Annotated in this window: 11 protein-coding genes; 7 read left to right on the top strand and 4 right to left on the bottom strand. The window is 57.9% G+C overall.

The window, feature by feature from the left end; all coding sequences use genetic code 11:
• Window positions 1-73: 73 nt before the first annotated feature.
• On the top strand, window positions 74-2626 hold the full coding sequence (mrcA, locus tag ACK5JN_RS05575) for a peptidoglycan glycosyltransferase/peptidoglycan DD-transpeptidase MrcA (protein WP_416869246.1): 2553 nt from the start codon (window positions 74-76) through the stop codon (window positions 2624-2626).
• Between the two features lie 63 nt (window positions 2627-2689).
• On the opposite strand, the gene nudE is transcribed toward mrcA, so the two are convergent.
• Window positions 2690-3253, bottom strand: a complete 564-nt coding sequence (gene nudE, locus ACK5JN_RS05570) for an ADP compounds hydrolase NudE (protein WP_416869245.1) — start codon at window positions 3251-3253, stop codon at window positions 2690-2692.
• 305 nt (window positions 3254-3558) lie between these two features.
• Between nudE and ACK5JN_RS05565 the strand changes: the two genes are divergently transcribed.
• The 4 genes from ACK5JN_RS05565 to hslO all read left to right on the top strand — a co-directional run bounded on the left by ACK5JN_RS05565 (window position 3559) and on the right by hslO (window position 7756).
• On the top strand, window positions 3559-5706 hold the full coding sequence (locus tag ACK5JN_RS05565; protein WP_416869244.1) for an intracellular growth attenuator family protein: 2148 nt from the start codon (window positions 3559-3561) through the stop codon (window positions 5704-5706).
• Window positions 5707-5772: 66 nt separating this feature from the next.
• On the top strand, window positions 5773-6450 hold the full coding sequence (gene yrfG, locus ACK5JN_RS05560) for a GMP/IMP nucleotidase (protein WP_416869243.1): 678 nt from the start codon (window positions 5773-5775) through the stop codon (window positions 6448-6450).
• Window positions 6451-6452: 2 nt separating this feature from the next.
• Window positions 6453-6854 (top strand): ribosome-associated heat shock protein Hsp15, encoded by a 402-nt coding sequence (gene hslR, locus ACK5JN_RS05555; RefSeq protein ID WP_416869242.1) that lies wholly within the window; start codon window positions 6453-6455, stop codon window positions 6852-6854.
• 23 nt (window positions 6855-6877) lie between these two features.
• The gene (gene hslO / locus ACK5JN_RS05550) at window positions 6878-7756 is read left to right on the top strand and encodes an Hsp33 family molecular chaperone HslO (protein ID WP_416869241.1); all 879 of its coding nucleotides are present in this window, start codon (window positions 6878-6880) and stop codon (window positions 7754-7756) included.
• A gap of 54 nt (window positions 7757-7810) precedes the next feature.
• On the opposite strand, the gene ACK5JN_RS05545 is transcribed toward hslO, so the two are convergent.
• A complete protein-coding gene (locus ACK5JN_RS05545; protein ID WP_416869240.1) occupies window positions 7811-9529 on the bottom strand; it encodes a DUF4153 domain-containing protein in 1719 nt (572 codons plus the stop codon).
• A gap of 369 nt (window positions 9530-9898) precedes the next feature.
• On the opposite strand from ACK5JN_RS05545, the gene pckA reads away from it, so the two are divergent.
• On the top strand, window positions 9899-11515 hold the full coding sequence (pckA, locus tag ACK5JN_RS05540) for a phosphoenolpyruvate carboxykinase (ATP) (RefSeq protein WP_416869239.1): 1617 nt from the start codon (window positions 9899-9901) through the stop codon (window positions 11513-11515).
• 145 nt (window positions 11516-11660) lie between these two features.
• Here pckA and envZ read toward each other — a convergent pair whose 3' ends face one another.
• Both envZ and ompR read right to left on the bottom strand, forming a co-directional pair.
• Window positions 11661-13013: a two-component system sensor histidine kinase EnvZ gene (gene envZ, locus ACK5JN_RS05535; RefSeq protein WP_416869238.1), complete on the bottom strand. Its 1353-nt coding sequence runs from the start codon at window positions 13011-13013 to the stop codon at window positions 11661-11663.
• Window positions 13010-13729 carry a two-component system response regulator OmpR gene (gene ompR, locus ACK5JN_RS05530; protein ID WP_001157751.1) on the bottom strand — a complete coding sequence of 240 codons (720 nt, stop codon included), beginning with the start codon at window positions 13727-13729 and terminating at the stop codon, window positions 13010-13012. Before ompR ends, envZ begins: the two co-directional genes overlap by 4 nt.
• Before the next feature lie 230 nt (window positions 13730-13959).
• Here ompR and greB point away from each other — a divergent pair, with 230 nt between their 5' ends.
• Window positions 13960-14433 carry a transcription elongation factor GreB gene (greB, locus tag ACK5JN_RS05525; protein ID WP_064541476.1) on the top strand — a complete coding sequence of 158 codons (474 nt, stop codon included), beginning with the start codon at window positions 13960-13962 and terminating at the stop codon, window positions 14431-14433.
• Window positions 14434-14525 lie beyond the last annotated feature (92 nt).

Below are 14525 nucleotides of genomic sequence, written 5' to 3'. Positions count from 1 at the left end.
AATCAGGCTTGCCTTTATACTACCGCGCGTTTGTTTATAAACTGCCCAAATGACACTCAATGGGAAATCTCCGGTGAAGTTCGTAAAGTATTTATTCATCCTTGCAGTCTGTTGCATTCTGCTGGGAGCAGGCTCGATTTATGGCCTCTACAAATATATTGAGCCGCAGCTGCCAGACGTCGCTACGCTCAGAGACGTGCGCCTGCAGGTGCCCATGCAGGTCTATAGCGCAGACGGCGAGCTCATCGCACAGTACGGCGAAAAACGCCGTATCCCGATGACCCTTAGCCAGATCCCGCCACAGATGGTGAAAGCGTTCATTGCCACCGAAGATAGCCGCTTCTATGAGCACCACGGGATTGACCCGATTGGTATCTTCCGTGCGGCCAGCGTCGCGCTGATGAACGGTCACGCCTCGCAGGGGGCCAGTACCATTACCCAGCAGCTGGCGCGTAACTTCTACCTCAGCCCTGAAAAGACGCTGATGCGTAAGATTAAGGAAGCGTTCCTGGCGATTCGCATTGAGCAGCTGCTGAGCAAAGACGAAATTCTTGAGCTGTACCTGAACAAAATCTACCTCGGCTACCGCGCTTACGGCGTGGGCGCGGCGGCGCAGGTCTACTTCGGCAAACCCGCCGACCAGCTCAGCCTTAGCGAAATGGCGGTGATTGCCGGCCTGCCGAAGGCACCGTCAACCTTCAACCCGCTCTACTCGCTGGACCGCGCCACCGCCCGTCGTAACGTGGTGCTGTCGCGCATGCTGAGCGAAGGTTATATCACTCAGGCGCAGTACAACCAGGCGCGTAGCGAAGCGATTGACGCCAACTATCACGCCCCGGAAATCGCCTTCTCGGCGCCGTATCTCAGCGAGATGGTGCGTCAGGATATGGTGAAGCAGTACGGCGAAAAGGCCTACGAAGACGGCTATCGCGTTTACACCACCATCACGCGTCAAAATCAGCAGGCGGCCCAGCAGGCGCTGCGTAACAACGTGATGGATTACGACATGCGCCACGGCTATCGCGGCCCGTCTAACGTGCTGTGGAAAGCCGGCGAAGCGCGCTGGGACAGCCAGAAAATCCGCGCCACGCTGCGCGCACTGCCGTCTTACGGCCCGCTGCTGCCGGCGGTGGTGACGGCCGCCAATCCGCAGGAAGCGACCGTCGTGCTGGCCAACGGCACCTCGGTGTCGATAAGCATGGAAGGCATGCGCTGGGCGCGACCTTACCGTTCCGACACCGCGCAGGGGCCAACCCCGCGTAAAGTGACGGACGTGGTACAGGCCGGGCAGCAAATCTGGGTGCGTCAGAATGGCGACAGCTGGTGGCTGGCGCAGGTACCGGACGTTAACTCGGCGCTGGTGTCGATTAACCCGCAAAACGGCGCCATCATCGCGCTGGTGGGCGGCTTCGACTTCAACCAGAGCAAGTTCAACCGCGCGACTCAGGCGCTGCGTCAGGTCGGTTCGAACATCAAACCATTCCTCTACACCGCGGCGATGGATAAAGGCTTAACCCTCGCCAGTATGCTCAACGATGTACCAATCTCCCGCTGGGATGCCGGCGCGGGCTCTGACTGGCAGCCGAAAAACTCCCCGGCGCAGTACGCGGGCCCGATTCGTCTGCGTCAGGGGCTGGGGCAGTCGAAGAACGTGGTGATGGTGCGCGCGATGCGCGCAATGGGCGTGGACTACGCGGCGGAGTATTTGCAGCGTTTCGGCTTCCCGGCTGAAAACATCGTGCATACCGAATCGCTGGCGCTGGGTTCTGCGTCATTCACCCCGCTGCAGGTCGCCCGCGGCTACGCGGTAATGGCGAACGGCGGCTTCCTGGTTGATCCGTATTACATCAGCAAAATTGAGAACGATCAGGGCGGTGTGCTATTTGAAGCGAAGCCGAAAATCGCCTGCGCCGAGTGCAATCTGCCGGTGATCTACGGCGATACGCCGAAATCGAACGTGCTGGAAAATCAGGACGTCGAAGATGTAGCTATCTCCCGCACGCCGCAGAATTCCACGGTCCCGATGCCGCAGCTTGAGCAGGCCAACCAGCAGCTGGTGGCCCAGAGCGGCGGCCAGGAGTACGCGCCGCACGTCATCAACACCCCGCTGTCGTTCCTGATTAAGAGCGCGCTGAATACCAACATCTTCGGCGAGCCGGGCTGGCAGGGTACCGGCTGGCGCGCAGGGCGCGATCTGGGACGCCGCGATATCGGCGGTAAAACCGGGACCACCAACAGTTCGAAAGATGCCTGGTTCTCCGGCTACGGCCCGGGCGTGGTGACCTCGGTCTGGATTGGCTTTGACGATCATCGTCGCGATCTGGGACGCACCACCGCTTCCGGCGCCATCAAGGATCAGATATCCGGTTACGAAGGCGGCGCGAAGAGCGCACAGCCGGCGTGGGATGCGTTTATGAAGCAGGTTCTCAACGGTGTGCCAGAGGAGCCGCTGACGCCGCCGCCGGGTATCGTGACGGTCAATATCGACCGCAACACCGGGCAGCTTGCCAACGGGGGCAGCAGCCGTCAGGAGTACTTCATTGACGGCACGCAGCCTACGCAGCAGGCGGTTCACGAGGTGGGGACAGAAGTGATTGATAACGGGGAAACCCACGAGCTGTTCTGATGCCGAGGCGGGGGTTACCGCCGCCCCTTCAGGTGAATAAAAAAGGCGCCGCTGGCGCCTTTTTTATGACAAGCGGCCCTGGGCTTGTAGCCACTCGCGCAACAGGAACAGCGCGCTCACGTTGCGCGCTTCGCTAAAGTCCGGATCGTCAAGCAGATCCATCAGGCTAGCCAGCGGCCAGCGCACCTGCGGCAGCGGTTCTGGCTCATCGCCCGGCAGCGATTCCGGGTAGAGGTTTTCCGCCACCACGATATTCATTTTGCTGGAAAAGTACGACGGCGCCATGCTCAGCTTTTTCAGGAACGTCAGCTGATGCGCGCCGAAGCCGACTTCCTCTTTCAGCTCGCGGTTTGCCGCCTGCATCACCGTTTCGCCAGGGTCAATCAGCCCCTTTGAAAAGCCCAGCTCGTAGGACTCCGTGCCCACCGCATATTCGCGAATCAGAATGATGTGGTCGTCAACAATCGGCACAATCATTACCGCTTCGCGCGAGGACGGTTTCATACGTTCATAAACGCGACGTACGCCGTTGCTGAATTCCAGGTCAACGCTTTCCACGTTAAACAGGCGCGATTGCGCGACGGTTTCAACATGAAGAATGGTAGGTTTCTGTAATGATTTGCTCATTGGGCCGGGGTCTTTGCAGTGGTGACTTTTATCATTGTGCGATAGCGATAAGGTTCCGGCAATGCATAAAGCGTTTTATTTACATCATTGCAACCTTTACCTCCCCATCTCTCATTTCTGGATAAATGTCAAGAGCTTGAATTGTAATTGGGAATTTACTGATACTCGTCGGGGGATGGGTTTGTTATGCTAACGTTTTGCGAGAGTCTATAAACTGTTTATATGACCTCTTTAATACGTGCCGATGGTTTATAAGAAAAGCGGGCAATTCAAGAGACCTCTAAGAAAAGTATGATGGGAAAAGCATGGGCACATTGATGATCCTTACCGTAGCGATACTGATCTGCGCCGTGCTGGTCGGTTGGTTCCTTCGCAAAAGGACAAAACGCCTTCAACTGCCGTGGCTGCACCTTTTTCCTGGCGCAACCACGCGAAAACTCAGTGATGAAGAGCGCCAGGGCGTTGAAAACTATCTGGGCGACCTGAACCGCGATTTGCAGGTTCCCGCGTCCGGTTCGACGATCGCGCCGACGGCGCTGACGCTCGGCGCGCAAAGCGGCACCGTGTTCATGCTCACCCGTTCCATCACGCGCTACGGCATCACCACCGACGATCCGAATAAATGGCGCTACTTCCTCGACTCCGTGGAGGTACACCTGCCGCCGTTCTGGGAGCAGCACATTACCGATGAAAACAGCATTGAGCTTATCGTCACCGACGATATGCCGCTGGTCATTGGGCTGAACGGCCATTCACTCAAATCCTATTCACAGGAGAGCCAGAGCTTCGCGCTGGAGTCGACGACCTCCACGCAGGCCTCCATTCGCGGTGAAGAGAGCGAGCAGATTGAACTGCTCAACATTCGCCAGGAAACCCACGAAGAGCACGCGCTCAGCCGCCCCGACGGCCTGCGCGAGGCGCTGCTGATTACCGCCGCGTTTCTGCTGTTTTATTGCAGCCTGATTGCCCCGGCGGTATTTACCCCGTGGGTGCTGGGCGGCGCGCTGCTGCTGCTCGCCGGCGGGCTATGGGGGCTGTTTGCTCCGCCCGCCAAGTCTTCGCTGCGCGAGATCCACTGCCTGCGCGGCACGCCCAAGCGCTGGGGCCTGTTTGGCGAGAACGATCAGGAACAGATCAACAACATCTCGCTCGGCATTATCGATCTCATTTATCCGCGCCACTGGCAGCCTTTCGTGGCGCAGGATCTGGGACAGAAAACCGATATTGATATCTACCTCGACCGACACGTTGTCCGTCAGGGGCGCTTCCTCTCTCTGCATGATGAGGTTAAAAATTTCCCGCTGCAGCACTGGCTGCGTAGCGCGGTCATCGGCGGCGGCGCGCTGCTGGTGGTGGTGATGATGTGGGTGAGCGTGCCGCTGAATATGCCGTTTAAGTTCACCCTTTCGTGGCTGAAGGGCGCGCAAACCGTGGAAGCCAAAGACGTGCGTCAGCTGACGCAGGCGGGCGTGCGCGTGGGGGATACGCTGCAGCTCAGCGGCATCGGGATGTGCAACATCCACTCGCCGGGCACCTGGACGGCGCAGGAAAGCTCGCCGTTCCTGCCGTTCGACTGCTCGCAGATTATCTGGAACGATGCGCCGCGCCTGCCGCTGCCGGAGTCTGAAACCGTCAGTAAAGCCACCGCGCTGGTACAGGCGGTCAATCGTCAGCTACACCCGTCCGCGGACGATGATTCCCACGTCAGCCCTGCGCTGCGCTCGGCGATTCAAAAATCCGGCATGGTGCTGCTGGATGATTTCGCCGATATCGTGCTGAAAACCAAAGATCTCTGCGCGGCTGCCGACGACTGCGTGCGGCTGAAGAATGCGCTGGTCAACCTCGGTAACACTCGCGACTGGGACGCGCTGGTTAAGCGCGCCAACTCCGGTAAGCTCGACGGCGTGAACGTTCTGCTGCGCCCGGTCAGCGCCGAGTCGCTGGATAACCTGGTGGATACCTCCACCGCGCCGTTTATTCTGCGCGAAACCGCCCGCGCGGCGCAGGCGCTCAATAGCCCGGCGCCGGGTGGTTTCCTGATCACCAGCGATGAAGGCAGCGACCTCGTCACCCAGCCGTATCCGACCACCAGCCTGTACGACTACCCTGCCCGCGAGCAGTGGACCGAGTTCCAGCGCCTGGCGGGGATGCTGATGCATACGCCGTTCCACGCCGAAGGGATAGTCACCAATATCTATACCGACGCCAACGGCACCCAGCACATCAACCTGCACCGGATGCCGGATAGCAGCGGGCTGTGGCACTATCTGGCCACCACGCTGCTGATGCTGGCGATGATCGTCTGCGCGATTTATAACGGGATACAGGCGCTGCGCCGCTATCACCGCCATCGCGAGCGTCTGGCCGAGATCCACAAATACTACGAAAGCTGCATCAACCCGGTACTGCTCGCGTCGCCGGATGACTTCAAGTCCGATTTCCCGACCCGCTAGCCTCCTCACCCGTCGCGGCAGAGTTATGTTACTCTGTCGCGCAATTCTTCCGTCTGGAGACTCACCATGCATTTCGACATCGCCTGGCAAGAGGTAGATACCGTACTTCTGGACATGGATGGCACCCTTCTCGACCTCGCTTTCGATAACTATTTCTGGCAAAAGCTGGTCCCCGAAACCTACGGCGCAAAGCACGGCATCAGCCCGCAGGCGGCGCAGGCGGCCATCAGCCAGGAGTACCATGCGGTGCAACATACGCTAAACTGGTACTGTCTGGACTACTGGAGCGAGCGGCTGGGTCTGGATATCTGTTCGATGACCAGCGAGCAGGGGCCGCGCGCGGTGCTGCGTGACGATACCGTTCCTTTCCTCGACGCGCTGAAGGCCAGCGGCAAGCGCCGCATCTTGCTGACCAACGCGCACCCGCACAACCTGGCGGTGAAGCTGGAACACACGGGTCTCGACGCACACCTTGATTTATTACTTTCCACCCATACATTTGGTTATCCGAAAGAGGATCAGCGGTTATGGCAGGCCGTGGCGGAAAAGACGGGCCTGGAAGCTGAACGTACGCTGTTTATCGACGACAGCGAACCGATTCTGGATGCCGCCGCCCGCTTTGGCATCCGCTATTGCCTCGGCGTCACTAACCCCGATTCGGGCATGGCGGAAAAAGCGTATCTGCGTCATCCCGCGCTTAACGATTACCGTCGTCTGATCCCCTCACTGCACGTGAAGGAGTGACCATGAAAGAGAAGTCCACCGACGGCGTCAGGCTGGATAAGTGGCTCTGGGCCGCGCGTTTTTATAAAACCCGCGCCCTGGCACGAGAGATGATTGAAGGCGGTAAGGTTCACTATAACGGCCAGCGCTCCAAGCCGAGTAAAGTCGTCGAACTGAACGCCCAGCTGACGCTACGCCAGGGAAATGACGAACGCACCGTGGTGGTGAAGGCCATTACCGAGCAGCGCCGTCCGGCGACGGAGGCCGTCGCCCTGTATGAAGAGACGGCGGAAAGCATCGAGAAGCGCGAAAAAGTCGCGCTGGCGCGCAAGCTGAATGCGCTGACCATGCCGCATCCGGACAGACGGCCGGATAAAAAAGAGCGGCGCGACCTGATGAGATTTAAATACGGCGACAGTGAATAACTGCCACCCCAAGAGAGAAAATTATGACTCAACACGATCAATTACATCGCTATCTGTTTGAAAACTACGCCGTGCGTGGCGAACTGGTCACCGTATCCGAAACGCTCGAACAGATTCTGGCAGGCCACAACTATCCGCAGCCGGTAAAAAACGTGCTGGCGGAGCTGCTGGTTGCCACCAGCCTGCTGACCGCAACGCTGAAGTTTGAAGGCGATATTACCGTTCAGCTGCAGGGCGATGGTCCGATGACGCTGGCGGTGATCAACGGCAACAACCACCAGCAGCTGCGCGGCGTCGCCCGCGTGCAGGGTGACATTCCGGCAGACGCCGACCTGAAAACGCTGATCGGCAACGGCTACCTGGTTATCACCATTAGCCCGGCGGAAGGCGAACGCTATCAGGGCGTCGTGGGTCTGGAAGGCGACACGCTGGCGGCATGTCTGGAAGATTACTTCCAGCGTTCCGAACAGCTGCCAACCCGCCTGATCATTCGTACCGGCGAATCTGAAGGTAAACCGGCCGCAGGCGGTATGCTGCTGCAGGTGATGCCAGCGCAGAACGCGCAGGCGGAAGATTTTGATCATCTGGCGGCGCTGACCGACACCATCAAGGCCGAAGAGCTGTTCACGCTGCCGGCCAACGATGTGCTGTGGCGTCTGTACCACGAAGAAGAGGTGACGCTGTACGACCCGCAGGGCGTCGAGTTTAAGTGCACCTGTTCTCGCGAACGCTGCGCCGGTGCGCTGAAAACGCTGCCGGACGAAGAGATCAACAGCATTCTGGAAGAGGAAGGCGAGATCGATATGCACTGCGACTACTGCGGTAGCCACTACGTGTTTAACGCAATGGATATCTCCGAGATCCGCAATAACGCCTCTCCGGCGGACCCGCAGGTGCATTAATTCTGCCGCCTACACGGCTGGCTGGGCTACATTTCGCGTAGCCCAGCCAAACCCCTAGCGCCGATACTCCAGCACCACCGTTTCATCTCCCAGCGTCATATCCTGCCAGGCCTTCGGCTTCGCCCCGACCTTGCCCTCGGCAACCGCACGCAGCAGTTTCTCTTTATTCACGCCCGCAGGCAGCGTTGCGCTGGCCTTAAATTCCCATTGCCCTGCCCCCTGGCTAAACACCAGCACGGTACGATCGCCAAAGGCATACAGCACTTGTTCTGAGTGACCGTCGCCGTTCAGATCCTGGCTGACCAGCACACAGCTATCAACGTCGCTACAGGATTCCACCAGATAGCGCCGTTCAATAATGGCCGCCCACAGCGCGGCATCCGGCGCCAGGCTGCCCGGTGTGACGATGACGTTTTTCGCCAGCATCGACGAGGTCAGTTTTTCCGTCGGACTCAGATCGCCGCTGAGTAGCTGCGTCAGACGGCGCTGACGTTTGGCATCCTGGGTAAATTGCGGGTCTTTTTGCAGTTTGAGCAGCGCTTCGCGTCCCGGCTTACCGCTGTGCGACAGCATATACAGACTCACCTGATCGGCGTTAATTTTTCCCTCGTGATAGCGCGTCATATGGCTATTAACGCTGATACGCCAGCTGTCGAGCACCGGCGTGTAGAGCAGCACCAGCAGCGCTAGCGCCAGCAGCGACACCGCCAGATGCACCCGGCCCATCAGCGGCGAAGGATCTTCCCGACGGCGCAGCAGGCTCAGCAGATAGCCCACCGACCAGACCAGCAGCACCACGACCACCAGCGCGCCGTGCAGACGCTCCGCCGTCCAGCCGTACTGTTCAACACGCACCCACAGCGCCCAACCGGCGATCAGCACATAGACCGGCGTCAGGGCCATCGCCGCCAGGATGAGATAGCGCAGCGGCTGCGGATAGCTCAATTGCGCCTGCTGCGGCTGCCAGACCATCGCCGTCAGCAGCAACTGGCTCAGCGCCAGGGTAATCAGCAGCAGCGCCGCCGACACGCGTTGTGAAATCACCGTCAGCCCGGTAAACGCCAGCGTGGCCAGGAACAGGATCGCCAGCAGCGAAACCAGCGGCAGTAGACCGGTGGCAAGTAGCGTTAGCAGCTTATGGATGGCGGTGACCAGGCGCACGTTCTGTCGCGCCAGAATCACCGTCAGCGCCGTCACCACACCGATGACAAGATACACAAACCATTCAGTGTCAAAGAACAGCCGGGAGAAGAAACGGATATTCGCCAGCTCAAACAGCCCGCTCCACAGCAGAAGGATCAGCCACACCAGGCCATTGGCTACCGCAATCAGCAGCAGCGTCAGCGCGTTCTGCCACTGCTGGTCATAGAAATGGACATAGCGATAGTTCGCTGGATGGGGATGCAGCTGATACTGGATCCACGGCAAAATCATCATCGCCATCAGCAGCAGGCACCCGCCGTAACGGAACAGGGCCTCATACTGCCGCCATTGATCCTCGCCGCTAAGGTTGCTCTTCAGCCATCCGCTCATCCCGAGCACCACCACCAGCACGAGTGCCAGCCAGCCCCACAGCGCGCGCTGGCGAAATGAGACGACGCTAAGCAGCAGTACAGAAGATAATGCCAGGCTGGAGGGCAAACCATAAAATATCCACCAACGGTGGTGAGGGATGAGGTCAGTGACCAACAGGTAGCACAGCAAGCCTTGTACTACGCCGGTTAGCACCATACCCCAGCGGGTTGGCGAGGAAAGAGGCGTCACAGCATCCATATCAGTGTCCCTGCTTCAGGATAGGGTAAATACAGTCTCTCATTGAACGAAATGGAACCGAAATACGCTGCGCCACCAGGCGAGGTGAATCGATTTTTGTTCTGAAAGCATTACGTAATTTTCTTTCATAAATGCGATTACATTCACATTTATGCCGTCCATTAAACCATTTTGTAACCATTTAAGAACATTCGTGCCAAATAAGCGGTGTTTCCTGTCATAATCCCTGTCGCTTCGTGACAGGAGTCACAATGTTTTCGTAAGTAAGACGTTTGTCGGGATACGTAAATCTATGAGCCTGGTCGCGGTCAACACCCCTAAAATACCCATAGAATTTATGGTGGTACATATTGGCTAAGGAGCAGTGAAATGCGCAACGGTATAACCCCGCAGGACCTCAAGGCTTATGGTATTAACGACGTACAGGATATCGTCTACAACCCCGATTACGATACATTGTATCAAGAAGAACTCGATCCTAACCTGGAAGGTTATGAGCGTGGTGTACTGACGAACCTGGGAGCAATTTCTGTCGACACCGGTATCTTTACCGGCCGTTCTCCGAAGGACAAATACATTGTTCGCGATGACACCACCCGCGACACGGTGTGGTGGTCTGATAAGGGCAACGGAAAAAATGACAATAAGCCTCTATCACCTGAAATCTGGCAACACCTGAAAGGCCTGGTGTCAGAACAGCTGTCCGGCAAACGCCTGTTTATCATTGATGCCTTCTGCGGCGCCAACGAAGACACCCGTCTGTCGGTTCGTTTTATCACCGAGGTGGCCTGGCAGGCGCACTTCGTCAAAAACATGTTTATCCGCCCGACCGATGAAGAGCTGGAGACGTTCACACCGGACTTTATCGTCATGAACGGCGCCAAGTGCACCAACCCGCAGTGGAAAGAACAGGGTCTCAACTCGGAAAACTTCGTCGCCTTTAACCTGACGGAGCGTATCCAGCTGATCGGCGGTACCTGGTACGGCGGCGAAATGAAAAAAGGGATGTTCTCCATAATGAACTACCTGCTGCCGCTGCAGGGCATTGCCTCCATGCACTGCTCGGCGAACGTGGGCGAGAAAGGCGATGTCGCGGTGTTCTTTGGCCTCTCCGGCACCGGTAAAACCACCCTGTCTACCGACCCGAAACGTCGTCTGATTGGCGATGACGAGCACGGCTGGGACGATGACGGCGTGTTTAACTTCGAAGGCGGCTGCTACGCCAAAACCATCAAGCTGTCGGAAGCGGCCGAGCCGGATATTTATCACGCCATTCGCCGCGACGCGCTGCTGGAAAATGTGGTGGTGCGTGAAGACGGCAGCATCGACTTTGATGACGGTTCCAAAACCGAGAACACCCGCGTGTCTTACCCGATTTACCACATCGACAATATCGTCAAGCCGGTGTCAAAAGCGGGCCACGCGACCAAGGTTATCTTCCTGACTGCCGATGCGTTCGGCGTACTGCCGCCGGTTTCGCGCCTCACCGCCGACCAGACGCAGTACCACTTCCTCTCTGGCTTCACCGCGAAGCTGGCGGGTACCGAGCGTGGCGTCACCGAACCGACGCCAACCTTCTCCGCCTGCTTCGGCGCGGCGTTCCTGTCGCTGCACCCAACGCAGTATGCGGAAGTGCTGGTGAAACGCATGCAGGCGGCGGGCGCTCAGGCCTACCTGGTGAACACCGGCTGGAACGGCACCGGTAAACGTATCTCGATTCAGAATACGCGCGCCATTATCGATGCCATCCTCGACGGCTCGCTGGACAACGCCGAAACCTTCACCCTGCCGATGTTTAACCTGCAGATCCCCACCGAGCTGCCGGGCGTCGACACCCATATCCTCGATCCGCGCAGTACCTACGGTTCGCCGGAGCAGTGGCAGGAGAAGGCCGAGACGCTGGCTAAGCTGTTTAAAGAGAACTTTGAGAAGTACACCGATACGCCAGCGGGCGCCGCGCTGGTGAGCGCGGGTCCGAAGCTGTAACTCAGCGTTTGTAGGCCGGATAAGGCGTTTACGCCGCCATCCGGCAACGAGCTGCACCATGCCTGATGGCGCTACGCTTATCAGGCCTACAGATCGTTCAAGCGCCAAAACAAAAACCGCCGGGGTTTCCCCCAGCGGTTTTTTTTTAGCTTTCTTTGCTGCCCGATGGCATCTGGCCTGCCGGTATCGGCAGCCAGGCGCGAATCAACAGTCCGCCCCGTTCGCTGGTGTCTAATTCCAGCAGCCCGTTGTGGTTATCAATAATACGCTGCACAATCGCCAGCCCCAATCCGGTGCCGCTGATGGTACGGGCGCTGTCGCCGCGCACGAACGGCTGGAACAGGTGTTTGCGCTGCTCGGGTTTAATCCCCGGGCCATCATCCTCGACCTGGAACCAGGCGCGATGTGCCTCACGGCCGCTGCTGACTTTAATCCAGCCGTTGCCGTAGCGGGCGGCGTTCACCACCATATTGGCTAGCGCGCGCTTGATGGACAGCGGGTGCACGCGCACCGGAATCTCACCGTCGAGCAAATTGGTGGCAATTTCGCGCTCGTAGCCGCTTTCCGCGGCAATCACCTCGCCCAGCACGGTATTGAGGTCGATAAACTCCAGCGGCATCTCCTGGCCGGTACGCAGGTAATCAATAAACTGCTCGATGATAGCGTTGCACTCTTCGATATCTTTATTGATCGATTCCGCCAGATACCCGTCCTGCTCGCCCATCATCTCCGTCGCCAGACGAATACGGGTGAGCGGCGTACGCAGGTCGTGGCTGACGCCCGCCATGAGCAGCGTTCGGTCATCCGACAGCTGCTTCACGCCAGCGGCCATATGGTTGAAGGCCCGGGTCACCGAACGCACCTCCGAGGCGCCATACTCGCGGAGCGGCGGCGGGATAATGCCTTTACCGACCTGAAGCGCCGCGTGCTCCAGGTCGACCAGGGGTCGGTTCTGGATGCGGATAAACAGCCACGCGCCGCCTATCGCCAGCAGCATAATCGCCAGGGTGTAACGGAACAGTGGGGAGAAGTCCCCCTGATGAATTTCGGTGAGCGGCACGCGCACCCAGATATTGGGCGACAGCCAGGTCTTCAGCCAGACGACCGGAGAGCTTTTGTTAACCTCTACGCGCACTTCAGTCGGCCCGCCGAGCTGCTGAGCCATCTGCTGGCTCAGAAACTCGTAGTGCTGCGCCCAGCGCAGCCCGGCCTCTTCTGCGGCTTCATCGGAATAGAGCGAGATGCCCAGTTCACGATAGATCTCGCGGCGAAACGCCGGCGGTACGACCAGCTGCGTACCGTCCTCCAGCTGCAGTTTGTCGGTCATCAGCATACGCACTTCGTAGGCTAAGACCTTATTAAACTGCTGCAGGCTGGGCAGAATCGCGAAATTCAGCACCACCAGATAGGTTGTCACCAGGCTGACGAACAGCAGGGTGACAATCAGCAATAACGTGCGGGCAAATGAACTTCGTGGCGAGAAGCGCAGTCGCCTCATGCTTTAGAGCCGTCCGGCACGAATACGTAGCCCAGGCCCCAGACGGTCTGAATATAGCGCGGATGCGCCGGATCCTCTTCCACCATGCGGCGCAGGCGGGAGATCTGCACGTCAATGGAACGCTCCATCGCCGAATATTCACGACCGCGTGCCAGGTTCATCAGCTTATCGCGGGACAGCGGCTCGCGCGGGTGGCTCACCAGCGCCTTCAGCACCGCAAACTCACCGCTGGTGAGCGGCATCGGCTCGTCTTCACGGAACATTTCACGGGTACCGAGGTTCAGCTTAAACTTACCGAAGGCGATAACCGCTTCTTCCTGCGAAGGCGCGCCCGGCAGTTCGTTGGCCTGACGGCGCAGCACCGCACGGATGCGGGCCAGCAGTTCACGCGGGTTGAACGGTTTCGGAATGTAGTCGTCGGCGCCAATTTCCAGGCCTACGATACGGTCAACTTCTTCCCCTTTCGCCGTCACCATAATGATCGGCATCGGGTTGCTTTGGCTGCGCAGGCGGCGGCAGATGGAGAGACCATCTTCACCCGGCAGCATGAGATCCAGCACCATCAGATGGAAGGATTCACGGGTCAGCAATCTGTCCATCTGTTCGGCGTTAGCCACGCTTCGAACCTGGAAACCCTGCTCGGTCAGATAACGCTCCAGTAACGCGCGCAGGCGCATGTCGTCATCCACAACAAGAATCTTATAATTCTCTTGCATTGTTTTTACTCCCAAAGGTTCGCAACAATTAATCAGCATGTATTCTCAAAAAAGCCTGCGCTTGCGACCAGCTAAATCTGGTATAAATTCCAGGCTAAATTGTTACAAAGCATATTTAACAGCGAGTTAAGTATACAATGAATCTTAATACACATTATTTATTCTGTCGGTATGCTCACGTAATACGTATTGTGCGCAATATTTCCTCGGCAGCCAGGTAAGCACTTAAGATGAAAACACCGTTGATCACCCGTGAAGGGTACGAAAAGCTCAAACAAGAGATGGATTATCTCTGGCGCGAAGAACGTCCGGAGGTCACCAAAAAAGTGACCTGGGCCGCGAGCCTTGGCGATCGCAGTGAAAATGCTGACTACCAGTATAATAAAAAACGCTTAAGAGAAATCGATCGCCGCGTTCGTTATTTAACCAAATGTCTGGAGAACCTGCGCATCGTCGACTATTCGCCGCAGCAGGAAGGCAAAGTCTTTTTTGGCGCGTGGGTGGAGATTGAAAACGACGACGGCGACACCAAGCGTTTTCGCATCGTCGGCTATGACGAGATTTTTGGCCGCAAGGACTACATCTCGATCGACTCGCCGATGGCCCGCGCGCTGCTGAAAAAAGAGGTCGGCGATCTGGCGGTGGTCAACACGCCCGCCGGTGAAGCGAGCTGGTACGTGAATGCGATCGACTACGTAAAATAAGGCCGGAACAATCCGAAGCCCCCGCTGATGACTGGCATTTTTGCCAGTCAATCCGTATAACTGTCCCCTGATTTTATGACCTAACAGTGAAA

Origin of the sequence: Kluyvera sp. (assembly GCF_047971185.1) — a bacterium.
Classification (GTDB): Bacteria; Pseudomonadota; Gammaproteobacteria; order Enterobacterales; family Enterobacteriaceae; genus Kluyvera.
Note: the sequence above shows the minus strand (reverse complement) of the source record. Positions and strands in the feature narration are given on the sequence as shown.